This window comes from Luteimonas huabeiensis HB2 (assembly GCF_000559025.1).
GTDB classification, from domain to species: Bacteria; Pseudomonadota; Gammaproteobacteria; order Xanthomonadales; family Xanthomonadaceae; genus Luteimonas; species Luteimonas huabeiensis.
The window spans coordinates 289,120-312,758 of record NZ_JAAN01000014.1 but is presented as its reverse complement, the minus strand read 5'-3'; the positions used below and the strand labels follow the sequence as shown (position 1 = coordinate 312,758).

The following is a 23,639-nucleotide window of genomic DNA, read 5'->3' as shown; positions in this document are numbered from 1 at the left end:
CCCCGATCCCCGCCCCCGCACCCCGGCCCTTCAAGGAAACAGCATCCGCTTCGTCCAGGCGTCGGCGGCGTCGCAGGCGTAGAGCCAGCGCTGGTGCAGGCGGAACTGCGCGCCGTACCAGAACTCGATCCGCTCCGGGCGCACGCGCAGGCCGCTCCAGCGCGGCGGGCGCGGCACCTCGCGGCCGGCGAACTCGGCCTCCGCGTCCGCCAGCCGCCGCTCGAACTCCTCCACCGAGGCCAGGGGTTCCGATTGTCGCGAGGCCCAGGCGCCGATCTGGCTGCCGCGCGGGCGGCTGGCGAAGTAGGCGTCGGCCTCGGCCTCGTCCACCAGCGCGACCGCGCCCTCGATGCGCACCTGCACGCCATCGCGCACGCGCGGCCAGTGGAACAGCAGCGCCGCGCGCGGGTTCTCCTGCAGCTCGCGGCCCTTGCGGCCGTCGAGATGGGTGTAGAACACGAAGCCGCGCGCATCGTGGCCCTTCAGCAGCACCATCCGCGCGGAAGGACGCGCGTCCAGCCCGGCGGTGGCCACCGTCATCGCGGTGGGATCGGGCTCGCCGGCGGCCGCGGCCTCGGCGAACAGGGTGCCGAAGGTCGAAAGCGCCTCGGCGTACAGAGCGTCCTGGTCCATTGGGCTATTGTGGCCCGATGCCGCGGCCGACGCACCCGCCCTCCGACGCGCCCGCCTCCGCCCCGGCGGCGCGCGGCTTCGACGCCGGCTTCGTGGCGCGGGTGCTCGACGACGCCCTGCGCGAGGGCGTGCGCGTGTACGGGCTGAGCGGCCTGCAGGGCACCGGCAAGTCCACCCTGGCCGCGCAGCTCGCCGAAGCCGCCCGCGCGCGCGGGCGCCGGGTGGCGATCCTGTCGCTGGACGACGTCTACCTCGACCGGCCGCAGCGCGAGACGCTGGCGCGCGAGGTCCACCCGCTGCTGGCGACGCGTGGCCCGCCCGGCACCCACGACCTGCCGCTGGCGCTGGCCACCCTCGACGCCCTGCGCGACGGGCGCGCGGTGCGCCTGCCCCGCTTCGACAAGCTGGCCGACCGCCGCCGGCCCGAGGCCGACTGGCCGCCCGCGGAGGCGGTGGACCTGGCCCTGTTCGAAGGCTGGTGCCTGGGCGTGCCGGCGCAGGCGCCGGAGGCGCTGGCCGCGCCGCTCAACGCGCTCGAGCGCGACGAGGACGCCGACGGCCGCTGGCGGCGCTGGTGCAACCGGGCGCTCGCGCGCGACTACCCGGCGCTGTGGGCGCGAATGGACCGCCTGCTGTTCCTGCAGCCGCCGGGCTTCCGCATCGTGCCGGCGTGGCGCTGGCAGCAGGAGCGCGCGCTACAGGCCGCCGATCCGGCGCGGCGCGGCATGACCCGCGCGCAGGTCGAGCGCTTCGTGCAGCACTACGAACGGGTCAGCCGGCAGGCGCTGCGCACGCTGCCGGCGCTGGCCGATGCCGTCGCCCCGCTCGACGCCGCGCGGGTGCCGGCGGCGGACGCGCCGCGCGTCCGGCGGCCGCCGCCGCGCTGCTAGCATGGCGCGGGCATGAACCCCGCCCCGAATCTCGTCCTGGTCGGCCCGATGGGCGCCGGCAAATCCTCGATCGGCCGCCGCCTGGCCGGCCGCTTCGGGCTGCGCTTCGTCGATCTCGACGAGGAGATCGAGCGGCGCACCGGCGCCGCGATCCCGACGATCTTCGCCTGCGAGGGCGAGGCCGGCTTCCGCGCCCGCGAGCGCGCGGTCCTGCACGACCTGCTGCTGGAAGACGGCCTGCTGCTGTCGAGCGGCGGCGGCGCGGTGCTCGACCCGGACAACCGCCGCGCGATGGCCGCGCGCGGCTTCGTGGTGCACCTGCACGTAGGCGTCGAGCAGCAGCTGGCGCGACTGGCGCGCGACCGCAGCCGGCCGCTGCTGGCCCGCGGCGATCGCGCCGAGATCCTGCGCGCGCTGGCGCTGGCGCGCGACCCGCTGTACGCCGAGGTCGCCGACCTGCGCTTCGACACCGAGACCTGCGCCGCCGCCACGGCCACCGCGCGCCTGGGCCGCCTGCTCGCCCGCCACTGGCGGCGCAGCGCCGGCGAGGCCGCCCCTTCTCCCCCATCCGCAACGCCTTCGCCCCCCATGACCGCACCCCGCAAGACCGTCGACGTCGGCGGCGCCACCCCCTACCGCATCGCCATCGGCCCCGGCCTCTTGGACGATCCCGCCGCCCTCGCCGGCCCGCTGCGCGGCCGCCAGGCGCTGCTGGTCACCGATTCCCACGTCGGCCCGCTGTACGCCGGACAGGTCGCCGCGCGCCTGCGCGAGGCGCGTCCCGGGCTGGCGGTGGCGACGTTCGCGCTGCCCGCCGGCGAGGCGTCGAAGACGCTGGAGGGCTTCGCCCGGGCCATCGACGCGCTGGCCGCGCTCGGCGCGCGCCGCGACGCCTGCGTCTACGCGCTGGGCGGCGGCGTGGTCGGCGACCTGGCCGGCTTCGCCGCGGCCTGCTGGATGCGCGGCATCGACTGCGTGCAGTTGCCGACCTCGCTGCTGGCGATGGTGGACTCCTCGGTGGGCGGCAAGACCGCGGTCGACCTGCCGCAGGGCAAGAACCTGGTCGGCGCCTTCCACCCGCCGCGCGCGGTGCTGGCCGACACCGCGACGCTGAAGAGCCTGCCGCCGCGCGAGCTGCGCGCCGGGCTGGCCGAGGTGGTCAAGTACGGCGCGATCGCGGACGCGCCCTTCCTCGACTGGCTGGACGCGCGCGCCGACGCGCTGCTGGCGATGGACGACGACGCGCTCGCCGAGGCGATCGCCCGCAGCTGCGCGCACAAGGCCGCGATCGTCGAACGCGACCCCTTCGAGCGCGGCGAGCGCGCGCTGCTCAACTTCGGCCACACCTTCGGCCACGCGATCGAGACCGAGCAGGGCTACGGCGGACTCAACCACGGCGAGGCGGTGGCGGTCGGCATGGTCCTGGCCGCGCGCCTGTCCGAGGCGCTGGGCCTGGCGAAGCCGGCCGACGGCGAGCGCCTGCGCGAGCTGCTGGCGCGGCTGGGGCTGCCGGTCGCGCTGCCGCCCGGGCTGGACCCGGAGCGCCTGCTCGCGCACATGCGCCTGGACAAGAAGGCGCAGGCCGGCGGGCTGCGCTTCATCGTCTGGACCGGCGCCGGCCGCGCGCAGGTGCTGGCCGACGTGCCGGAGAGCGCGGTGCTGGGCGTGCTGCGCGCAGGCTGAGCGCACCGCGAGCCCAGGGCCGCCGTTCCCAGCGGACGCTCCACCATGCGGAGCGTCGCGCGTCCACGCGTCGCGCCTTTCGTCGCGCACGTCCCCGTACAATGCCATCCCATGCGACTGCTGCTGCAACAACCTGTCCAGGGCGACGCGCCCCCGCGCTTCGTCCAGCTGATGCTGCAGCCCGACCTGCTCGGCGGCTGGACGCTGGTGCGCGAATCTGGGCAGATCGGCGGCCGCAGCCAGTTGCGCACTCAGCAATACGCCGACGAGCCCAGCGCGCTGAACGCGATCGAACGGGCGCGCGACATGCAGCTCCGGCGTGGTTTCCAGTTGGTCCGGACGCAGGCGGCCGACACGCCGCCGTCCCCCTGATGCCCGCGCGGCGCACGCCGACGCACCAAGAAGGAAGATCGCCTTGTCCGCACCGCCGAAGAACGACCGCCTCCTGCGCGCCCTGCGGCGCGAACCCGTGGACCGCACCCCGGTCTGGCTGATGCGCCAGGCCGGCCGCTACCTGCCCGAGTACCGCGCCACCCGCAAGGCCGCCGGCAGCTTCCTGGCGATGGCCAAGAACCCCGAGATCGCCTGCGAGGTCACCCTGCAGCCGCTGCGGCGCTTCCCGCTCGACGCGGCGATCCTGTTCTCCGACATCCTCACCATCCCCGACGCGATGGGCCTGGAGCTGTACTTCGTCGAGGGCGAGGGCCCGAAGTTCCGCCACCCGGTGCGCGATGCCGCGGCGATCGCCAGGCTGGGCGTACCGGACATGGAGACCGAGCTGCGCTACGTGATGGACGCGGTGCGGACCATCCGCCGCGAGCTGGACGGCAGCGTGCCGCTGATCGGCTTCTCCGGCAGCCCGTGGACGCTGGCCTGCTACATGGTCGAGGGCGGCGGCAGCAAGGACTTCGCGCGGATCAAGGCGATGGCGCTCAACGACCCGAAGGCGCTGCACGCGCTGTTGTCGGTCAACACCGACGCGGTGATCGCCTACCTCGCCGCGCAGCGCGCGGCCGGCGCGCAGGCGCTGCAGGTGTTCGACACCTGGGGCGGCGTGCTCGGCCCGGCGATGTACCGCGAGTTCTCGCTGCCCTACCTGGCCCGCATCGCGCAGGAACTCGAGCGTGGCGACGGCGCCGGGCGCACCCCGCTGATCCTGTTCGGCAAGGGCGCCGCCGCGTACCTCGAGGACCTGGCCGCGACCGGCGCGGAAGGCGTCGGCATCGACTGGCTGGTCGAGCTGGGCGAGGCCGCGCGCCGCACCGGCGGCCGCGTCGCGCTGCAGGGCAACCTCGATCCGACGACGTTGTACGGCGCGCCCGACGCGATCCGACGCGAGGTCCGCCGCGCGCTCGACAGCTACCGCGACGGCAACGGCGGCTCCCGCGACGGCCATGTGTTCAACCTCGGCCACGGCATGTCGCCGGACATGGACCCCGAGCGCGTCGCGGTGCTGGTGGACGAGGTGCACGCCTACAGCGCGCGTTGAGCGCCCGCCGCGGGGCTAGGGCGCATCGGCATTCAGCGCGAAGGCTGAATCTGCCCCTGCAAGCGGGGAGCACGCTGCTTTTCCCTTCCCCCGCGAGCGGGGAGCACCTCGTTTTTCCTTCCCCCGCGAGCGGGGGAAGGTGCCGAAGGCGGATGGGGGCACGCCGCAGGAGAAGGGAGGGCATGCCCCGCTTGCGGGAGAATGGACAGCATGGCCCGCGTCGCGGGCCGAATGTCGATTCGGCCTAGTGCTCCAGCGCGGGCCGGGCGAGCTGCTTCTGCACGTCGTCGCGCAGGCGCGCCAGCTCCCCTTCCGCCTGCCGGCGCTGGGCGATGCCGTCGCGGTGGATGCCGCGCACCTCCTCCACCGTCTGGATCAGCTGCTCGTGCACGTGGCGCAGGGTCTCGACGTCGATGACCGCGCGCTGGTTGGCCTTGGCGGTCTCGACCGAGGTCTCGCGCAGCAGGTCGGCGTTGCGGCGCATCAGCTCGTTGGTGGCGTCGTCGATCGCGTTGGACAGCTCGACGGCGTTCTTCTGCTCGCCCAGCGAGAGCTGGATGGCGAACTGGCGCTTCCACGACGGAATCGTGATGTTGCGCACCGTGTTGAACTTCTCGACCAGCTGGATCGCGTTGGCCTGGATCAGCCGGATCATCGGCAGCGACTGGTCGGCCGCGTGCTGCATCACGGTCAGGTCGCCCACGCGCTTGTCGAGCAGGCGGATCGCGTTGTCGATCTCGGCCCGGCGCGTGCGCGAGGCCGGATCGTCGCGGCCGGCCAGGGCCTGCTGCTCGGCGGCCAGCGAGGCCAGCCGCTGCTTGCCGGCGGCCACGTACACGCCCAGCATGCGCCGCTCTTCCAGCACGATGTCGTGCATGCGGTCGAATTCGGACACGCGCTGGGTCAGCAGCCCCTGCTGGCGGCCGATGTCCTGCATCAGCCGCTCGATCTGTTCGTTGGTGCTGCTGAACTTCTGCACCAGCTCGTCGCGCGAGGCGCGCAGGCGGTCGATCAGCGGGCCGATCACCGGCACCTTGGAGCGGCCGGCGAAGCTGCCCAGGTCGAGCGAGCGGGCGATCCGCACCACCTCGCCGAGCTTCTCGCCGGCGCCGTCGAGGTCCTGGTTGCGGACCTGGTCGAGCAGCTGGCTGGAGAAGGCGGCGGTCTTGCCGGCGGCGTCGCGGCCGTAGACGTGCAGGTTGCCGGGGGTGATGTCCTCCAGCGCGCGGCCCGCCGCCTCGATCTCGGCGCGGTCGGCTTCGGTCAGCCCGAGCGCCTGCAGCGCGGCATCGTCGAGCGGCGCCGCCGCGGCTACCAGCGCGCGGTCGTGGGTGTCCTGGGTCATGCGGCGTTCTCCTGGTCTTGGGCCCGGGCGGGGCGGCGCCCGCCGAGTGTACCGGCCATGGCGGCGACTTCGGCGGCGATCTCGGACTCGACGCGGGCGGCGTCCGCGGCGCGCTGCGCGCCGTCCGCGGCGCCCTCGCCCAGGCGGCGCTGGCGCCACGCCGGCAGCAGCACGTCGCGGATGTTGCGGTAGCGGGCGAGCAAGCCGGCGCTCTGCTCCTGCAGCAGCGCGAGCTGCCGCGCGGCCAGCTCGTGGGTGGCCAGCACGGTGCGCAGGTGGTCGAGGCGGCCGTCCAGCGCCTCGCGCAGCGGCGCCGGGACGGCGTCGGCGGCAGCGCGCAGCCAGGCGCGGGCATCGGCCTCCAGCCCGGCGAGACGGCGGCAGCCGGCCTCGACCCGGCCCGCGCAGTTCGCCTGCCCCGCGGCGTGCGCGGCCAGCGCCTCGGCGGCGCGGTCGGCCTCGTGCAGCAGCACGCCGAGCCGCGCGGCCAGCGCGCCGGCCTCGGATTCCAGCGCCACGTCCCGCCCCAGCAGGCGGCCGATCAGGCCGACGCGGCGGCGCAGGCCGGCGGGGTCGGCCGATTGCATCGCCAGGCGCAACGACTCCAGGCGAGCGACCAGCGCGGCCGCCGGCGCGGGATCGAGCGCGGCGTCGACGCCGACCGCGGCGAGGTCGTCCAGCGCCGCCTGGCCGTAGCGCGCGGCGCCGGCCACGCTGTCGAGGCCGGCGGGCGCGGGCGGCACGGGCGGCGCCGCGTTCACGACGACGCGCTCCCCGGGCCGTCGAAGAACCGCAACTGGTCCAGCGCCTCGTCCAGCCGCCGCTCGGCCGGCGTGCGCTCGCGGCGCTTGCGCCCCGCCGCGCCCGCCGGCGCGTCGGCCAGGCGCTCGCGCATCAGCTCCACCAGCTGCACGATCACCGCGCCCAGGCCGGCCTGGTGCTCGTGCGTCTGCCGCAACCGCTCCAGCAACGGCTCGATCGCGCTGCGCACCGTCGCCGGCAGCGCCCGCGAGAGCGCCTCGTCCTGGGGCGCGGGCGGCTCGCGCTCGGCGATGCGCTGCAGCGCCGCCAGCACCTCCGGCCACGGCGCGGCGGCGGACGCGCGCTCGTCCCCGGCCGGGCGCGCGTCTTCGGCGCTCCCGAGCGCCTGCAGGCCCTGGGCGATGTCGGCCAGCTGCGCCACCACCCGCGCGCCGGTGTCGGCGTCGTCGCCGCCCATGGCCTTGTCGCGCAGGAAATCGCGCTTGATCTGCGCCCAGCGCGCGGCCTGCTCCGGGGTCATGGTGCCGCGCAGCTCGGCCAGCTTGAGCAGGTTCTCCTCGGCGCCGGTGGTGAGCAGCTGCGCCTCGCCCAGGTAGTGGTCGGCGATCAGCTGCTGCAGCTCGGCATCGTTCATCACCGGCGAGATCTTCTCGGCCAGCTTGTTCATGTTGCGGTAGCTGCCCTGCAGCCGGAACGGCGGCTCGGTGCGGTAGCGGTCGGCCTGCGCGGCGCTGGCGATGTACTGCTGGTTGACGCGGTAGACCACGTCGCGCACCTGCATCAGCCGCTGCAGCGTGGCGACGATCTCGTTGATCTCCGCGCCGCTGTAGGCGTGCGAGAGGTCGTTGCTGGAGATCTCCTTGCCCTCGGCGCGGTCGGCCAGCAGGTACAGATCGGCCATGTCGCGGGTGGCCAGCGGCGCCAGCACCGGATTGGAGGTCAGGCTGTTCTCGATGTAGCTGAGCTTGAACGCCTCCTCCATGCCGCCGAGCACGTCGCCCAGGTTGTAGATGTCGGCGCGGTTGGCGAGCATGTCCGGGATCTTGAACACCTCGCCGGACTCGGTGTACGGGTTGCCGGCCATGACCACGCAGAACTTCTTGCCGCGCATGTCGTAGGTCCGCGTGCGGCCCTGCCACACGCCCTCGATGCGGCGGGTGCCGTCGCACAGCGAGATGAACTTCTGCAGGAACTCCGGATGGGTGTGCTGGATGTCGTCGATGTACAGCATCGTGTTGCTGCCCATCTCCAGCGCCAGGTTGAGCTTCTCCAGCTCCTGCCGCGAGGTCGCGTCCGGCGCCTGCGCCGGGTCCAGCGAGCGCACCTCGTGGCCGAGGGCGGGGCCGTTGATCTTCATGAAGACCAGGCCGAGCCGGCTGGCCACGTATTCCATCAGCGTGGTCTTTCCGTAGCCGGGCGGCGAGATCATCATCAGCAGGCCCATCAGGTCGCTGCGCTTGTCCTCGCCCACCGTGCCCATCTGCTTGGCGAGGTTGTCGCCTATCAGCGGCAGGTAGACCTCGTCGATCAGCCGGTTGCGCACGAACGAGGTCAGCGGCCGCGCCTTGAACTCCGACAGCCGCAGCGCCTCGCGCTCGCGCGAGACGATGCGCTGGCGCACGGCCTGATAGCGGTGGAAGCCCGGCACAAAGCGTTCGCGGTGCGTGCGCAGGCGCGCCAGGAAGTCGTCGATCGGCAGCCGCAGCCGCCCGCCCTCGATCCGCGGGTGCTCGCCCAGCAGGCCCTCCACCTCGGCCACCAGCGCGACCTCGCGCACTTCGTGGCGCAGCTCGCGTCCGGCCAGCAGCAGCGCGATCGCCTCGGGCGCGTAGCCGGCCAGCGGCGCCCGCGCCGGGTCGCTGCACAGCCCCTGCAGCCAGTGCGAGGCCAGCGCCCACTGCGCGCCGGGACGGTCCGCCTGCCGTTGCAACGACCGCGCGAACGTTTCCTGCATGCCGGCCGTCGCCAGCGCCTCCTGCAAGGCATCGACGAGCTGCCGCGCGTAGCGGCTGAAGCCGAAGGTCGGCTCGCCCTTCTGCAGTTCCGCGAGCAGGTAGCGCGCGGCCTCGTCGCCCTGCGCCGGTTCCACCGGCAGCGCGGCGCGCTCGGCGAACGCGGCGAGCGCCGCGGCGATCTCGGCCTGCAACGCGTCGAGGCCGTCGTGGGTGCCGAACAGGCGCCGGATCGCCAGCGCGCCGGCGGCGCGCTCGGGCCACAGCGCGGCCGGCTCCGCGCCGCGCTCGCGGGCCCAGTACAGCGCCGCCAGCGCCCGCGCCGCCGGCGCGTGCACCAGCGGCCCCGCGGCGGCGTACACCGGCACCAGCGCGCGCAGGATCCGCGCCGCATCGTGATCATGGATGCCCTTCTCGTAGCCTTCGCGGTAGCGGGGCGCGGCGAACGCGCGCACCGTGCGCTCCAGCGCGTCGGCCTCGGACAGCTGGCGCGAGAGCAGATCCAGGCTCAGGCCCTCGCGGCCGTCCACGGCGGCTTCCAGCACCAGCCCCGCCAGGTACTCGGCGCGCGAGATCGCCGGCGATTCGGAATCCAGCGCCACCTGCCAGTAGTCGCGCAGCGCCTCCAGCGCCTCGTCGCGGATCGGCGCGTAGAAGTCGGTGCCGGTCAGGTGGATCGACAGCCCCTCGCCGCGCGGCAGGATGGTGAGGTCCAACGGCTGGGTGTTGACGCTGAAGCGGTGGCGCGGCCCGAGGCGGACCACCTGGCCGCCGCCCTCGAACAGCTCGGTGCGATCGCGCAGCGCGCGCACGGCTTCGTCGCGCACGCCCTTGAGCCGCGCCTCGACGTCGTCGGCCTTGACGTTGTCGCGATAGCCGCGCAGGCGCTCGGCCAGCTCGCGCAGCTTGAGGATCAGCGGGTCGCCGGCGAAGAACGCGTTCAGCTCGTCGGCGCTGGCGAAGCGCTCGGTGCGCCGCGGCAGCCCGTCGAGGATGCGCGATGCGGCGTCCAGCACCGCCTGCGCCTTGCGCTGGCGCTCGTCGAGCAGCGCTTGCTTGTGCGACTCGAAGGTCTCCAGCAGCTCCTCGCGCTTGGCCAGGATGTCGGCCAGGAACTGCTCGTGCTCGCCGAACTGGCTCTCCAGCTCCTCCAGCTGCACCAGCAGCCGCGACAGCTGCTCGTCGGCGCGTTCCGGATCGGTAGCCAGGCCGAGCGCGCTGGCGATGGCCTGGCCGAACAGCGCGAACTGGGCGCCGAACTGCGCCACCGCCTCGGCCGAGCCGAGCGCGCGCCGGCGCTGGTCGGCGCGCGCGCGCGCCTGGTTGAGGCGCGCGTACAGGCCCGCCACCGCCTCCACCACCCGGGTGCGCTCGGTGGCGTCGTCCACCTTCAGCGTGGCCATCAGCTCCGACAGCGTGTCCAGGTCGGCCGCCATCGCCTGCATGCGTTCGATCTGCTCGGCCAGCGCCTTGGCGGTCTGCGCCTGCTGCGCGGCGGCGTCGATCTCCTGCAGGCGCTCGGCGAACGGCCGCAGCGCCTGGTCGCCGGCCAGGAACGCGCCGGTCGCCGCGCCGACCCGGTCCTGCGCCTCCTGCAGCGCCTCGCCCATGCGGTCGATGGCCTCGGTATCGACGTAGCGCAGCTCGCGGATGGTCAGCAGGTGGCCGCGCTGGCGCGAGATCTCGCCCAGCGCCTCGACGAACGCATCGATGGCGTCCCAGTTCTCGGGCTGCAGCCGCGCCAGCAGCGCGCGATGCGCGCGCGCGGCCTCGTCCATCGCCCGTTCGGACTGGCGGCGGATGCCCTCGACCTTCTCGTACTCGTCGAGCACCGATTCGCCGGTGGCGCTGATCTCGTGCAGCAGCGCGCCCAGGTCGCCGCACTCCGGCGCTTCCAGCCAGTGGTGGGCGTCGAACAGGCGGCGGGTGTTGTGCACCAGCAACTGGTAGCGCTGCACCGAGACCTCGGTGCCGTCGATCTCGCGGGCCAGGTCCAGCAGGTTGGACAGGCCGCGCACCAGCTCGGGATTGCCGATCCGGCCCATGAAGGTGTTGGCGGCCGGCGCGCGCGCGGCGAACTCGTCGCTGGCGAACGGCGTCTGCCAGACCTGCATCGGGTGGATGCGGGTCGGCTCGTCGCCCTCGGCATGGAACAGCACCATGCGGCCGTCGTGCAGCAGCGCGTAGCCGTGGCCGAACACCGGGTTCTGCAGCGCGCGCCGGATGGTGTTGTAGACGAACAGGGCCGAGCGCCCGGCCTCGCGCTCGTAGAAGACGTACATCACGTCCTCGCCGTTGGGCGAGCGGATCGCGCGCTTGAACTGCATGCCCGCCATCTGCGCGTCGAAGGCCTTGTGCTCGCCGCTCTGCAGGTAGTAGCCGCCGGGGAAGATGATCCCGTGGTCCTCGGGCAGCTGCACGCAGGCCTGGACGATGGCGTCGTTGCGCACGATCGTGCCGGTCAGCGTGTTGTAGATCAGCCCGCGCCAGGTCTGCTCGCGGTAGGGCAGGACCTTGAGCAGGATCAGCGACCCCACCTTCGCGAAGTCGAACGTCGCATCGTCGATCGACTGGGTCCGGTCCTCGACCGGCTCGCTGTAGATGCCCTGCCCGGTCTCGGTGTTGTTCTCCACCTTGACCGTCAGGTCGCCGCCGGTGGTCTCGACGAACACCGTGTCGAGGATGTTCAGATGCGGGTGGCGCCCGTCCACGGCCAGCTCGCGGGTGGCGCGGGTCCACTCGAAGTCGAACGGCGGCGGCAACGCGATGTCGCGCTCGCCGCGGGCGTCGAGGTAGGTCAGCTCGCCGGTGTTGGCGATCGCCCAGCGGAACACGCGCACGTCGGTGCTGCGCTCGCCGATCTGGAACGCCGCCAGCAGCTTGCCGTCGCGCACGATCAGCTGCAGCAGCCGGGCGTGCTTGTAGTAGGCGTAGAGCTCGGTGAAATCGCGCACGAAGCCCGGCTGGCCGAGGAAGCTGCCCGCCGGGTCCACCGGCGTCACGTCGTAGCCCTCGGGCCCCTCGGTCAGGCGATACAGGCCGAACACGTCCTCGATCCGGGTCTGCGTCTTCAGCCCGATGTAGACGTTGTAGCCGAACAGCAGGTGGTCGCCGGGCACCTGCACGATGTCGCGGCCGATGCAGTTGTTCTCGGTGCGGATGCGGAAGCGCCCCGTCACCTCCATGTGGCTGTCGCCGAACTCCTGCAGGCGCTGCGCGTTCAGCGCCTCGGCCCGCTCGCGCAGGCGCGCGCCCTGCTCGCTCAGGCGCCGGCGCAGCACCTCGTAGGCGCCGCCCTGGGCGACCGCCTGGTCGACCTGGGAGGACGCGGACGCCGCCTGCGCGGCATCGGGGTTGGATTCGGACATCGGCGGCTATCCCGGCTGGCGCAGGCCCGCGGCGCTGCCGCGGGCCTGCCGGTTCGACGTGCGCGACGCGGCCTTCGCCGGCGGCACGATCACTCAGGCGGCGCCGTCGCCGGCGACCGCGTGCCGACCGTCGGCGCCCAGGCGCGAGGGCGCCGCGGCACCGTCGCCCTCGCGCGGGGCGGTCGCCACGCCCAGGTAGCGCTGCATCAGGTCCTGCACGATCGGGCTCTTGCCGGCCAGGCCCTCGATCGACTTGCCCAGCGACACCGCCTTGACCAGGCTGTCGAACATGCCGCCGTCGCCGCCGACCAGGTCGATGTCGGCGTTGCGCAGCGCGGTCGCGATGACCCCGGCGTTCTCCTTGGAGATCTCCTTGCCGGCCTCGATCGACGCCAGCGCCTGCTTGAGGCTGGTGTCGAGCGCCATGCGGAACTCCTCGTGCGAACGCGCGGTGTCGCTGAGCGCGTCGATGGCCTGGAACTTCCGGGTCAGGCCCTCGGCCTCGGCCAGCAGCTTCTTCTGCACCACCGTCGCCTCGGCGCTGCCGATCGACTCCACCGCCTCCGCGCGGGCGCGGCCCATCTGCGCCTCGCCCTGCGCCTGCGCGCCCAGCGTCTCGGCCAGCACCTTGGCCTCGGCGCTGCCCTGCTTCAGGTTGGCGTCGGCCTTGGCCTCGATGACGCGCGCCTCGGCGATGCCGACCTTCTCGATCGCCACCGCGCCGGCCTCCTGCACCTGCGCCTCGGCCAGGCCCGGCGCGGCGCGCTCGGCGCGCACGCCGTCGGCCAGCAGCTTCTTGGCCTCGGCCTGCTTGCCGGAGGCGTCGAACTCCGCCTGCGCCAGGGTGGTGATCTCCACCGCGCGGTGGCGGGCCGCGGTCTCGCGCGCCTCGGCCTCCTTCACCTGGCGCACCAGCGCCTCCTGCGCCTTGGCCTCGGCGTCGAGGATGGTGATCTGCTTCAGGCGGTCGGCCTCGGAGACCTCGCGCACTTCCTTGATCCGCTCCTCCTCCTGCGCCACGGTCTTGTCGATGGCGATGCGCTCGCGGGTGATGTTGGCCACGTCCATCCGGCCCTGCTCGACCACCTTGTCGCGCTCCACGCCCTGCAGCTGCACCTCGCGCTCGGTGGTCACCTGCTCCAGCTGGCGCGCCCGTTCCACCCGCTCGGCCTCGATCGCGACCGCGCGCTGGCGGTTCTGCGCCGCCACCTCGACCTCGCGCAGGCGGTTCTCCTCGCGGATGTCGATCAGCTGCTGCGCCTCGATGCGCGCGTTCTCGGCCAGCTGGCGCTGTTCCTCCTGCACCCGGGCGGTCTCGGCCTCCTCGCGCGCGCGGATGGTCTCCACCTCGCGCTTCTGCCGCGCCTCGGCCTCGGCCTGCTGCCGCTCCAGCGCCAGCGTCGCCTCGCGCGCCTCGACGTTCTTCTTGGTGATCGCCAGCCGCTCGTTCTGCTCCAGCTCGTTGGTGACCACGTTCTGCGAAGCGGTCAGCTCGGTGATCTTGCGGATGCCCTCGGCGTCGAGGATGTTGTGCGGATCGAGCACGCTCTTGGGCGTCTGCTCGAGGTAGTCGATCGCCACGTCCTCCAGCACGTAGCCGTTGAGGTCGTTGCCGATCACCTTGATGATCTCGTCGCGGAACTCCTGCCGCTTCTCGAACAGCTCGGTGAACTCGAACTTCTTGCCGACCGTCTTCAGCGCCTCGGAGAACTTGGCGTTGAACAGCTCGTCCACCGCGTGCTTGTCGCTGGCGCGGTCGGCGCCCAGCGCCTTGGCCACGCGCAGCACGTCGGCCTGGGTCTCGTTGACGCGCAGGTAGAACGCCACCGCGATGTCGGCGCGCATGTTGTCGCGGCAGATCAGGCCCTCCTTGCCGCGGCGGTCGATCTGCAGCGTGATCAGGCTGATCTTCATCAGCTCGGCGCGGTAGAGCACCGGGATGATCAGCGCGCCGGTGAAGTGCACCTTCGGCTGCGCGCTCATGTCGTTGACGATCAGCGCGGTGCCCTGGTCGACCTTCTTGTAGAAGGCCTTGAACAGGCCGGCGATGCCGATGAACAACACCAGCAGGACCCCGATGCCGATCAGGAACGGGGCGAACGCGGCAATGCTCATGGTCGAAGGTCTCCTCAGCTCGTGGCCCGTACCCGGACGGGACGCGGGGATCAAATGTGACGGAACTCGTCTTCCGGGACGACGCGATAGGTGTTGTCGGGGGCGTTGAACTCGACCAGCACCACCCGGTCGCCGCGCCGCGGCGCGACGGCGGCGTCGCTGCGCACCTGCAGGATCAGGCCCGCGCCGCCGTCGTCGAGATCGGCGCTGCCATGCGACGCGGAGACCTCGGGCGAGCGCACCACCGCGACCCGGCCCAGCAGCGACTGCTGGGTGGGCGGGCGCAGCGCGAGCAGCCAGCGCCGCACCGGCCGCAGCACCGCCGCGGTGACCAGGGTCGCCGGTACCAGCGCCAGCAGCGCGACCACGGTCCCGGCCAGCCAGCGCAGCCAGCCCGACAGCGGCGCCAGCAGCAACAGATGAACGAAGTAGGTGCACAGCCAGCCCACCAGCGCCAGCAGCGTCAGCACCGCCATGATCGGCACGCGGTCCAGGCCCAGCCGCGCGAACACGCCGGCCACGCCGTGCGCCTCGCCCACGTCCACGCCGTCCAGCGCATCCAGATCGAGATCGACCAGGCCGGTCGCCGCCAGCAGCCAGTACAGCACGCAGAACGCCAGCGCCACGCTGTAGACGAGCGTGGGATAGCCGAGGGCGGTGGACAGAAACTCCGACATGGACGAAACGCTCCTGCACCGGCAGCGGCCGCCCGGCGGCGGACAAGAACCGGCATTTCCCCAACGCAGGCGAGCGCTGCGCCGCCCCCTATGATGCCAGCCCGAGGCGACGATCGGTCAAGTTCGCGGCGCCCGTCGCGCGATCCGGCGCGGCAACGGCACCTCGACCACCGCGTCCGGCGCGCAGACGTAGACGCGTTCGCCGGGCGCGGGTGCGATCGCCAGGCCGCCGGCGAACGCGGTGAACGCGGGCAGCAGGCCGCTGGCGCCGAAGCGGAACGCCGGCAGCCGCGGCAGGCCCGGCAGGCGCAGCACCGGATGCAGATGGCCCGACAGCACGTAGCCGGGCCGGTCGGCCGGCGCGTCCTCCTCGGCGTGCACGAACACGAACGGCGGTTCGTGCAGCCACGCCGCGTGCACCGCGCTCAGGGCCAGCGCCTGCGCGCGCAGCGGCTGGCGGCGCAGCGCGCGGTCGTGGTTGCCTGCCACCACCTCGACCGCGAGTCCCGCGTGGCGCGCGCGGAAGGCGCGCCAGCGCGCCAGCCACGGCGCGTCCGGGATCGGGCCGTGCAGCAGGTCGCCCAGCACCAGCAGCCGCGCGGCGCCGGTGCGCGCGAGCAGCGCGTCCAGCCGTTCCAGGTCGTGGCCGGTGCCGCCGGCCGGCAGGGCGATGCCGGCGCGGCGGAAATGATCGGCCTTGCCCAGGTGCAGGTCGGCGATCGCCAGCGTCCGCGCGCGCGGCCAGTACAGTGCGCGCTCGGCCAGCAGCAGCAGCGCCTCGCCGGCCACCTCGATGGCGCGCTCATCCGCCATGGCGGCGCTCCAGCTGCGCGGCGGCGCGTTCCACCCGCGTGCGCCAGTCCTCGTTGCTGAGCCGGCCGCGCAGGGCCTCGGCCCACAGCGGGAACGACAGCGGCGTGAAAGAACGCAGCGCGTGCAGCGACAGCGTGCGCTGCGCGCAGTCGTCCAGCGTCTCGCGCAGCCGCGCCACTTCCAGCTGCGCGGCGAACACCTCGCGCTCGGCCTGCTCGAGCAGCATGTGGCCGGGATCGAAGCGCTGCAGCACGTCGAACAGCAGCCCGCTGGAGGCCTGCAACTGCCGCAGCGAGCGCGGCGCGCGGCCGGGCAGCGAGGGCGGCAGCAGGCCGGCGACCCGCGCGATCTCGCGGAACTGGCGCCGCGCCAGCTCGCCGAGGTTAAGGCTTTCGCGCAGGTCGTCGATCAGCCCGACGGGATCGAGCAGCGCGCGCAGCCGCGCCGCGTCCATCGGCGCCTCGCGCGCCGGCGACAGCACCAGCCCGTAGTCGTTGACCGAGAACGCGAAGCTGTTGGCCTGCATCCGCGCCCAGCGCAGCGACAGCAGCGCGGCCAGCCCCTCGTGGACCTGGCGCCCGGCGAACGGGAACACGAACAGGTGCGCGCCGCCGCGCGCGCGCACCCATTCGGCCAGCAGCCGGCCCGGGCCCGGCAGCGCCGACAGCTCGCCCTGCAGCCGCAGCAGGCGGGCGATGGCGCGCAGTTCCGGCGCGTCGAAGGCGCCGTCGAAGGCGCGCTCCACCTCGCGCGCCAGCGTACCGGACAGCGGCATGCGCCCGCCCATCCACTTCGGCACGCTGCCCTCGCCGCCCTTGGCCACGCGCACGTAGGCGGTCATGTCCTCCAGCCGCACCAGCTCCAGCAGGCGCCCGGCGAACTGGAAGCGGTCGCCGCGGCGCAGCCGGCCGACGAAGCTCTCCTCCACCGAGCCGAGCCCGCCGCCGCGCAGGAACCGCACCCGCACCGCGCCGTCGCTGGCGATGGTGCCGATGGAGAGCCGGTGGCGCAGCGCGATGCGGCGATCCTCGACGCGGTACGTACCGTCCTCGCCGCGCACCACCCGGCGGAAGTCCGGATAGCTCGACAGCGCGCGCCCGCCCTGCACCACGAAGTCGAGCACCGCCCGCCACATCGCCGGCGTCAGCTCGCGGAAGGCGTGGGTGCCGCGCACCTCGGCGTACAGCGCATCGGCCTCGAAGCCGCCGCCCAGGGCCAGGGTGACGCAGTGCTGGGCCAGCACGTCCAGGCTGAGCCGCGGCGACGGCCGCGCCTCGATCTCGCCGCGCGCCACCGCCTCGCGCGCGGCGGCGTACTCCACCAGTTCCAGCGCGTGGGTGGGCACGCAGACCACCGTGCCGGACTCGCCCGGCCGGTGGCGGGCGCGGCCGGCGCGCTGCAGCAGCCGCGCCACGCCCTTCGGGCTGCCCAGCTGCAGCACCTGGTCCACGGCCGGGAAATCGACGCCCAGGTCGAGGCTGGAGGTCGCCACCACGCAGCGCACGCTGCCCTCGCGCAGGCCCTGCTCGGCGGCGGCGCGCAGCGCGGGATCGAGCGAGCCGTGGTGCAGCGCCAGCGTCTCCGCCGCCTCCGGCCACACCGAGGCCAGCGCGCGATGCCACAGTTCGGCCTGCGAGCGGGTGTTGGCGAACAGCAGGCTGGTGCGCTCGGCCAGCAGCGTCTCCAGCACCCGCGGCAATTGCGCCAGGCCGAGGTGGCCGGCCCAGGGGAAGCGCTCGTCCTCGGCCGGCAGCAGCGTGCGCAGGGCGAAGCCGCGCGGCGCCGCGCCGGCGACCACGGCGGCATCGGGCGCCTGCGGCAGCAGCGCGTCGCGGGCCTCGTCGAGGTTGCCCAGGGTCGCCGAGAGCCCCCAGGTCCGCAGCGCCGGGTTCAGCGCGCGCAGGCGCGCCAGGCCCAGCTGCAGCAGCACGCCGCGCTTGTTGCCCAGCAGCTCGTGCCACTCGTCGACGACCACGCAGCGCAGCCGCGCCAGCTGCGGCGCGGTGTCCGGGTAGGACAGCAGCAGGGCCAGCGATTCCGGGGTGATCACCAGCAGATCCAGCCGGCCGGCGCGCGCCAGCCGCTTGTCGCGCGCGCTCGCATCGCCGGTGCGCAGGCCGAGCTGCCAGTCCAGCCCGGTCGCCTCCACCGCCTCGCGCAGCGCGCGCAGCGTATCGGCAGCGAGCGCGCGCAGCGGGGTGATCCACAGCACCCGCAGCTGCGGGCGGCGCTTGCCGCGCGCCGGCGGCGCATCGCGCTGCTCGGCCAGCGCCTCCAGCAGCGGGCCGCCGAACGCGGCCAGGGTCTTGCCGCTGCCGGTGGGCGTGTGCAGCAGGCCGGACTCGCCGGCCAGGTAGCGGCGCCAGACCTCGCGCTGGAACGGCGCCGGCCGCCAGCCGCGCGCGGCGAACCAGGCCGCCAGCGGGGCATCGAAGGCGCGCGGGCGGGCGCGGCGGGCCGGCCCTGTCACCGCGCCAGCGCCTTCAGCGCGTCGAGCCGGTCGGCCTCGACGACCGGCTTGTCGTGCCGCCAGCGCAGGATGCGCGGAAAGCGCACCGCCACCCCGGACTTGTGCCGGCTGCTGCGGTTGACCGCCTCGAAGCCCAGCTCGAAGACGTGGTGCGCGGGCACCGAGCGCACCGGCCCGAAGCGCTCGAGGGTGTTCGCGCGGATCCAGCGGTCCAGCGCCAGGATCTCCTGGTCGTCCAGTCCGGAATAGGCCTTGGCGACCGGCACCAGCGCATCGCCGTCCCACAGGCCGAAGGTGTAGTCGGTGTACAGCGTGCTGCGGCGGCCGTGGCCGGACTGCGCGTACAGCAGCACCGCGTCCACGGTGAGCGGATCGACCTTCCACTTCCACCAGTCGCCGCGCCGGCGCCCGGCCTGGTAGGCGGAGCCGCGGCGCTTGAGCATCAGCCCCTCGACGCCGCGCTCGCGCGATGCCTCGCGCAGCGCCGCGGCGGCGGCCCAGTCGGCCGCGCGCACCTCGGGCGACAGCGCGATGCGCGGCTCGCCGTGCGCGGCCAGCAGCCCGGCCAGCAACGCGCGGCGCGCGTCGAGCGGCCGCTCGCGCAGGTCCTCGCCGTCCAGTTCGAGCAGGTCGTAGGCCAGCACCCGCACCGGCGTGTCGGCCAGCGTCTTCGCGCCCGGCTTGAGCCGCTGGATGCGCTTCTGCAGCGCGGTGAACGGCAGCGGCGCCTCGCCGTCGGCCCAGGCCAGCAGCTCGCCGTCGATCACGCAGCGGCGCGGCAGCGAGGCGGCCGCCGCCTCGATCTCCGGGAAGCGCCCGTCCAGCCGCTCCTCGCCGCGCGACCACAGCGCGGGCTCCGCATCACGGTGGATCAGCTGCAGGCGGATGCCGTCCCACTTCCATTCCAGCAGCCAGTCGTCGATCGCGCCCAGGCGCTCGCCCGGCGAGGCCTCGGCCTCCAGCTCCAGCGGCGAGGCGAGGAAGAACGGGTACGGCTGCTGGCGGTCGCCCGGCAGCGCCTCGGCCGAGAGCAGGTCGCGCACGAACGCCGGCGTCGGCGCCCAGGCGCCGAGCATGCGCTGGGCGATGCGGGCGATGTCCACGCCGCTCAGCTCCGCCAGCGCCTGCTGCACCAGCCGCTGCGACACCCCCACCCGCAGTGCGCCGGTCAGCAGCTTGTTGAAGGCCAGCCGCTCCTCGAAGCACAGCGAACGCCACGCATCGGTCACCACCGCACGCCGCACTTCCGGCGCCTGGTTGGACACCGGCAGCAGCCGGGTCTCGATCCAGTCCGCCAGCCCCAGGTCCGGCGCCGGCCCGGCCGGATCGTCGAGCAGCAGGGCCAGGGTCTCGGCCAGGTCACCGACCTGGTCGTAGCTGTCGTCGACCAGCCAGTCGGGCAGCCCGGCCTCGGCGGCGATCCACTCGCGCAGCTCGCGGGTGCCGGCGATGCGCCGCTTCGGCCCCGCCACCTTGCCGCCGGCCAGCAGGTGCAGCGCCCAAGCCGCATCGCGCGGCGGCGCATCGCGGAAGTAGGCGACCAGCGCCGCGCGCTTGTCGAGCGTGGCGGTGCTGCGGTCCAGCTCCGTATACAGCGCGGCGAAGCGCCTCATCGCCGCGCCCCCGCCGGCCGGCGCGGCTCAATCCTCATCGCCATAACCTGTGCGGAACGCCTCAGCCGCGATGCCGTCCTCGACCAGCGCGCGGACGATGGCGTCGGTGTTGCCGTGGGTGGCGATCACCCGCCGTGCCCCGGTCTCGCGCACGGTGCGCATCAGGTCCGGCCAGTCGGCGTGGTCGGAGACCACGAAGCCGCGATCGTAGTTGCGCCGGCGGCGGTTGCCGCGCAGCCGCATCCAGCCCGAGGCGAAGCCGGTCTGCGCGCGGCGGAAGCGGCGCATCCACGCGCTGCCGGCCGCCGAAGGCGGCGCCAGCACCAGCTCGCCCGCGAAGTCCCGACCCTTCGCCTCCTCCGCCACCGGACGCGTCGGCGGCAGGTCCACCCCGGCCTCGCGGTACACCTGCACGCCCGCGGCGATCGCGCCGTGCAGCAGCACCGGCCGCCGTTCGTGCGCGCCGATCTCGGCCAGCACCCGCTGCGCCTTGCCCAGCGCGTAGCAGAACAGCACCGCCGCCTCGCCGCGCGCCTCGCAGCGGCGGCGCCAATCGACGATGTCGGCGGCGACTGCGGCGGTGTCCGGCCAGCGGTACACCGGCAGCCCGAACGTCGCCTCGGTGATGAAGGTGTCGCAGGGCACCACCTCGAACGGCGCGCAGGTGGGATCGGCCTGGCGCTTGTAGTCGCCGGAGGCCACCCAGACCTCGCCGCCGGCCTCGATGCGCACCTGCACCGAGCCCAGCACGTGCCCGGCCGGGTGCAGCGACACCGTGGCCCCACCCAGCCTGAAGCGCTCGCCGTGCGCGTAGGCACGGTAGCGCTGCTCCCCCAGCCGCCAGCGCAGGATCGGCAGCGACGCCTCGCTGCAGTGGTACTCCCCCATGCCACCGCGCGCATGGTCGCCGTGGCCGTGGGTGATCACCGCGCGCGGCACCGGGCGCCACGGATCGATGTGGAAATCGCCAGCGGGGCAATAGAGACCGTCGGCGGTGAGCACGACGAGGTCGCGGGAGGCAGGCATGGGGGCATCAGGGCATGGCGCGCGTGCACGCGGTGCCAAGCCTGGGTGGGGGGTGTCTCAGGGGTTGAGACGGTAGGGGAGCCGTGCCGGCCTCGCTTCGTTAATGGCCGCGCAGCTGCGCTCGGGCTGAGGCGCGCCGCGAAAGCGGCATCCGCTTCGATGAATTGGGTTAGGCAACGCCAGAAGAATGGTCGTGATGCCTCGTCGCGGCTGCTGCAGCCGAATTGACTTGGCACGCAGGGGCAAGGTGTGGGCCGCGCCGGCCGCGGGCCATCGTCCCCAGGCTGGGGCCGCAACAGGTTGAGGCGTTCTCCGCCGCCTCCGTAGAAAGTCCTACATGGAGGAAGTGGGATCAAAGTCCATCCTTGGCTAGACTGCCACCGTGTGTTAAGCGGCGGGAGAGCGGCATGCCCCCAGGGAATCATCGAACAAGCAGCTTCGCCCGCTTATTCGCGGGTTTCGCCCTGATCGGAATCATCCCCCTGGCCGGTTGCAGCGACTCTCTATCGCTGCACGCCATGGATGGGCCGAGCCCAACACAAGCCCCCCTCAGTTCGCCCGAGGTGGCGCCCGCATCGGGCCATGGCCCGGCCGACGACTCCAGGCTGCGGATCAGGGTGTTGCCCGGCGAAGGAGAATGGACGTTCCAGGCAACCGCCGGCGACGACTCCTCTTACGCAATCCATGTGGTCGACGATCACGGAAGGGTCGTACAGACCATCGGAAACATCGTGTCGAGACCGCCGTTTACGACGAAAGATTTGCTCGACATACGCGACTACAATGCTGACGGCTACCCCGACATCCTTGCACGCACGCTCCCAGTCGGCGCAAGCGCCATGACCGGCGGATTACTGTATCTCTTCCACGCCGACTCCCGGACCTTCGTCGAATCCCCTGGAATCGATCAGGAAGGCGACATTGCCATCGAGTCCAATGGCTGCATTTCCGTGGAGTACCGCAGCGATGCAATGAACTACAGCAAGGACCATTACTGCTGGAAATCGGACCGATGGGAGTTTCAACGCACGACAAAGGACTGACTTATGCCTTGGGACCAACAGCGATACGAAGCATTGCGCCTTGAACTGATCGATCGGAATGAGGCGCGAGTCGACAACGTCTACCTGGATACGCTGGGAATCCCCACCGTCGGATTCGGCGTCGCGCTGACCGCTCGCCAGCGAGACCGCTCCATGCGTGTCGATCAAGAGCACGTGGACGCCTTGGCCGACGTACTGAATCTCGACCCGGCACGCAGAGAGCAGCTCAACGCGCTGCTGTCCGATTACTCCAAGGTCCAGAATCGGCATATCGATGAGAGATTCAGGAATCTGGGCGCTTTCCAGCGGTCGCAGTTCGGACAAGAGGCGCAGGAGGTTCTAGGACCGACGACGAACACTCGCCATGAGGGGCCCAATGGCGCTTTCTATTCTTGGGACGTGCTTACAGATCGCCAGAGTCCCTTGCAACTGTCGCTGACCCACGAGCAGTCGCTCGAACTGTTTCAGCGGATCGCGCCTGTTTACGAGAGTCGCCTGAACAGGATCCTCCAGCGTGCGGACTGTCCTGCGGAAGCATTGTCCGAGGAACAGCGTGCAGCGCTATATTCGATGACCTATCACGGCGCGACGGGCAAGGCGAACCGTGTTGCCGAGCCCATCGGCGAGTACTGGCGAGGAGAGATTTCCGAAGAACAGCTCCAGACCGAGCTGCGACGTGCGGTACATGACCCGAATTTCCCTCAACGATCCGCCAACGAGCTTGAGCTTCTCCAGAACATCGAGCGACGGCCAGTGCGTGAAACCGATGCTCCGGAACATCCGCAGCAGGGCCTCGATAACGCAACGCCCGCCAACTCCACTGGCGGCGCGCGCCCCGTGGATGATCTGCCGCCGCAGGGCGAGCAAGAACGTCGGCGCATGATCGGCGATGACCGCCACCGCAACGATGAGGCGCTGCCCCGGGAGAACCCGACGGCATTCACGACCGGCGACCCCGACCTCGACAAGCTGGCCGCCGCACTGTTCGCCGATGACGAGGCTGCGATTTCACGAGTGTCCGCGCAAATCGAGCAGTCCCCCCAGGTGCAATCGTTCGAGCAATGGGGACGCGGCCTCGTTGCAGCACAGCAGCGAGAAGAGCTCCAGCAAGAACCGGCCCCGCAGCAGGGCCCCGCAATGAGAATGTGATAACCAACCGGCACCGGAACGCCCATGTCCAGCGAGCGAGAACTCCCCGCCTTACTGACATCGCTTCAGAACACGCTCAAGCTCCAATCCGCGTTGATAGCCAAGTTCGAGCAACGCGAAGCGCGTATGCAAGCCGCGTTTGAACAGCGTATGCAGGCATTGCAAAGCGAGGTCGCGCAGGTTCAGCGCCGGGTGGACGGCATCGTGGGCGGAGCCAGTTCCCAGATCGCCAAGGAGGCGAAGGATGCGTTGGCACCGGTTGCGGCCCGGTACGACCGCGACATATCCGCCACGTCCGCGCAGCTGCAAAAAGCGAACAAGACGGTAGGGATGTGGCTCGGCGCCGCCGGGGCGATCCTGCTGCTCGTGCTTCTCGTCGGCTGGGCCTTGCTGGGCTACTACCGCCGCGAACTCTCCACCGTCAAGGAAGAGCTGCAGCGCTACGAGAACGCGGCCTCCGTCCTCCAAGCCTATTACGCATCCGATGCGGTCATTTGTGGTGGCCGCGTGTGCGCCAATGTCGATCCAGATGGGCAACGGGAGGGCGACAAGCGCCAGTATCGGCAAGCCAAACCTCGAACCCGGCAGTAGACGCGGGTAAGAGGGGGACA

General features: G+C 72.5%; 17 protein-coding genes and 1 pseudogene. 8 read left to right on the top strand and 10 right to left on the bottom strand.

Annotation, left to right across the window (positions count from 1 at the left end; translation table 11 throughout):
• Positions 1 to 30: 30 nt before the first annotated feature.
• Positions 31 to 633, bottom strand: a complete 603-nt coding sequence (gene pdxH / locus Z164_RS0105400; RefSeq protein WP_024889711.1) for a pyridoxamine 5'-phosphate oxidase — start codon at positions 631 to 633, stop codon at positions 31 to 33.
• 17 nt (positions 634 to 650) lie between these two features.
• Here pdxH and Z164_RS0105395 point away from each other — a divergent pair, with 17 nt between their 5' ends.
• The 5 genes and pseudogenes from Z164_RS0105395 to hemE all read left to right on the top strand — a co-directional run bounded on the left by Z164_RS0105395 (position 651) and on the right by hemE (position 4,695).
• Positions 651 to 1,523, top strand: coding sequence for a kinase (locus tag Z164_RS0105395; protein ID WP_024889710.1), 873 nt, complete (start codon positions 651 to 653; stop codon positions 1,521 to 1,523).
• A gap of 12 nt (positions 1,524 to 1,535) precedes the next feature.
• Positions 1,536 to 2,075, top strand: a pseudogene (locus tag Z164_RS23065) (shikimate kinase); the annotation flags it as partial.
• Positions 2,076 to 2,111: 36 nt separating this feature from the next.
• The gene (aroB, locus tag Z164_RS0105390; RefSeq protein ID WP_024889709.1) at positions 2,112 to 3,206 is read left to right on the top strand and encodes a 3-dehydroquinate synthase; all 1,095 of its coding nucleotides are present in this window, start codon (positions 2,112 to 2,114) and stop codon (positions 3,204 to 3,206) included.
• 111 nt (positions 3,207 to 3,317) lie between these two features.
• On the top strand, positions 3,318 to 3,578 hold the full coding sequence (locus Z164_RS0105385) for a WGR domain-containing protein (protein ID WP_024889708.1): 261 nt from the start codon (positions 3,318 to 3,320) through the stop codon (positions 3,576 to 3,578).
• A gap of 43 nt (positions 3,579 to 3,621) precedes the next feature.
• Positions 3,622 to 4,695 carry a uroporphyrinogen decarboxylase gene (hemE, locus tag Z164_RS0105380; RefSeq protein ID WP_024889707.1) on the top strand — a complete coding sequence of 358 codons (1,074 nt, stop codon included), beginning with the start codon at positions 3,622 to 3,624 and terminating at the stop codon, positions 4,693 to 4,695.
• Positions 4,696 to 4,939: 244 nt separating this feature from the next.
• On the opposite strand, the gene Z164_RS0105375 is transcribed toward hemE, so the two are convergent.
• The 9 genes from Z164_RS0105375 to Z164_RS0105335 all read right to left on the bottom strand — a co-directional run bounded on the left by Z164_RS0105375 (position 4,940) and on the right by Z164_RS0105335 (position 20,836).
• Positions 4,940 to 6,040: a toxic anion resistance protein gene (locus tag Z164_RS0105375; RefSeq protein WP_024889706.1), complete on the bottom strand. Its 1,101-nt coding sequence runs from the start codon at positions 6,038 to 6,040 to the stop codon at positions 4,940 to 4,942.
• Positions 6,037 to 6,801: a hypothetical protein gene (locus Z164_RS20045; RefSeq protein ID WP_024889705.1), complete on the bottom strand. Its 765-nt coding sequence runs from the start codon at positions 6,799 to 6,801 to the stop codon at positions 6,037 to 6,039. The genes Z164_RS0105375 and Z164_RS20045 overlap by 4 nt, the downstream gene beginning before the upstream one ends.
• A complete protein-coding gene (locus Z164_RS0105365; protein WP_024889704.1) occupies positions 6,798 to 12,122 on the bottom strand; it encodes a DNA repair ATPase in 5,325 nt (1,774 codons plus the stop codon). The genes Z164_RS20045 and Z164_RS0105365 overlap by 4 nt, the downstream gene beginning before the upstream one ends.
• Before the next feature lie 93 nt (positions 12,123 to 12,215).
• The gene (locus Z164_RS0105360) at positions 12,216 to 14,237 is read right to left on the bottom strand and encodes a flotillin family protein (protein ID WP_024889703.1); all 2,022 of its coding nucleotides are present in this window, start codon (positions 14,235 to 14,237) and stop codon (positions 12,216 to 12,218) included.
• 50 nt (positions 14,238 to 14,287) lie between these two features.
• A complete protein-coding gene (locus Z164_RS0105355; protein WP_024889702.1) occupies positions 14,288 to 14,914 on the bottom strand; it encodes a hypothetical protein in 627 nt (208 codons plus the stop codon).
• Between the two features lie 117 nt (positions 14,915 to 15,031).
• A complete protein-coding gene (pdeM, locus tag Z164_RS0105350) occupies positions 15,032 to 15,727 on the bottom strand; it encodes a ligase-associated DNA damage response endonuclease PdeM (RefSeq protein WP_024889701.1) in 696 nt (231 codons plus the stop codon).
• Positions 15,717 to 18,197, bottom strand: coding sequence for a ligase-associated DNA damage response DEXH box helicase (locus tag Z164_RS0105345; protein ID WP_024889700.1), 2,481 nt, complete (start codon positions 18,195 to 18,197; stop codon positions 15,717 to 15,719). Before Z164_RS0105345 ends, pdeM begins: the two co-directional genes overlap by 11 nt.
• Positions 18,194 to 19,810 carry an ATP-dependent DNA ligase gene (locus Z164_RS0105340; protein ID WP_024889699.1) on the bottom strand — a complete coding sequence of 539 codons (1,617 nt, stop codon included), beginning with the start codon at positions 19,808 to 19,810 and terminating at the stop codon, positions 18,194 to 18,196. The genes Z164_RS0105345 and Z164_RS0105340 overlap by 4 nt, the downstream gene beginning before the upstream one ends.
• A gap of 27 nt (positions 19,811 to 19,837) precedes the next feature.
• Positions 19,838 to 20,836, bottom strand: coding sequence for a ligase-associated DNA damage response exonuclease (locus tag Z164_RS0105335; RefSeq protein ID WP_024889698.1), 999 nt, complete (start codon positions 20,834 to 20,836; stop codon positions 19,838 to 19,840).
• 407 nt (positions 20,837 to 21,243) lie between these two features.
• Between Z164_RS0105335 and Z164_RS21305 the strand changes: the two genes are divergently transcribed.
• From Z164_RS21305 to Z164_RS23235, 3 genes are read left to right on the top strand one after another with little or no spacing between them, the layout of a single operon-like run.
• A complete protein-coding gene (locus tag Z164_RS21305; RefSeq protein ID WP_152540859.1) occupies positions 21,244 to 21,879 on the top strand; it encodes an XAC2610-related protein in 636 nt (211 codons plus the stop codon).
• A gap of 33 nt (positions 21,880 to 21,912) precedes the next feature.
• A complete protein-coding gene (locus Z164_RS23240; protein WP_236621749.1) occupies positions 21,913 to 23,028 on the top strand; it encodes a hypothetical protein in 1,116 nt (371 codons plus the stop codon).
• 24 nt (positions 23,029 to 23,052) lie between these two features.
• A complete protein-coding gene (locus tag Z164_RS23235; protein WP_236621748.1) occupies positions 23,053 to 23,619 on the top strand; it encodes a hypothetical protein in 567 nt (188 codons plus the stop codon).
• Positions 23,620 to 23,639 lie beyond the last annotated feature (20 nt).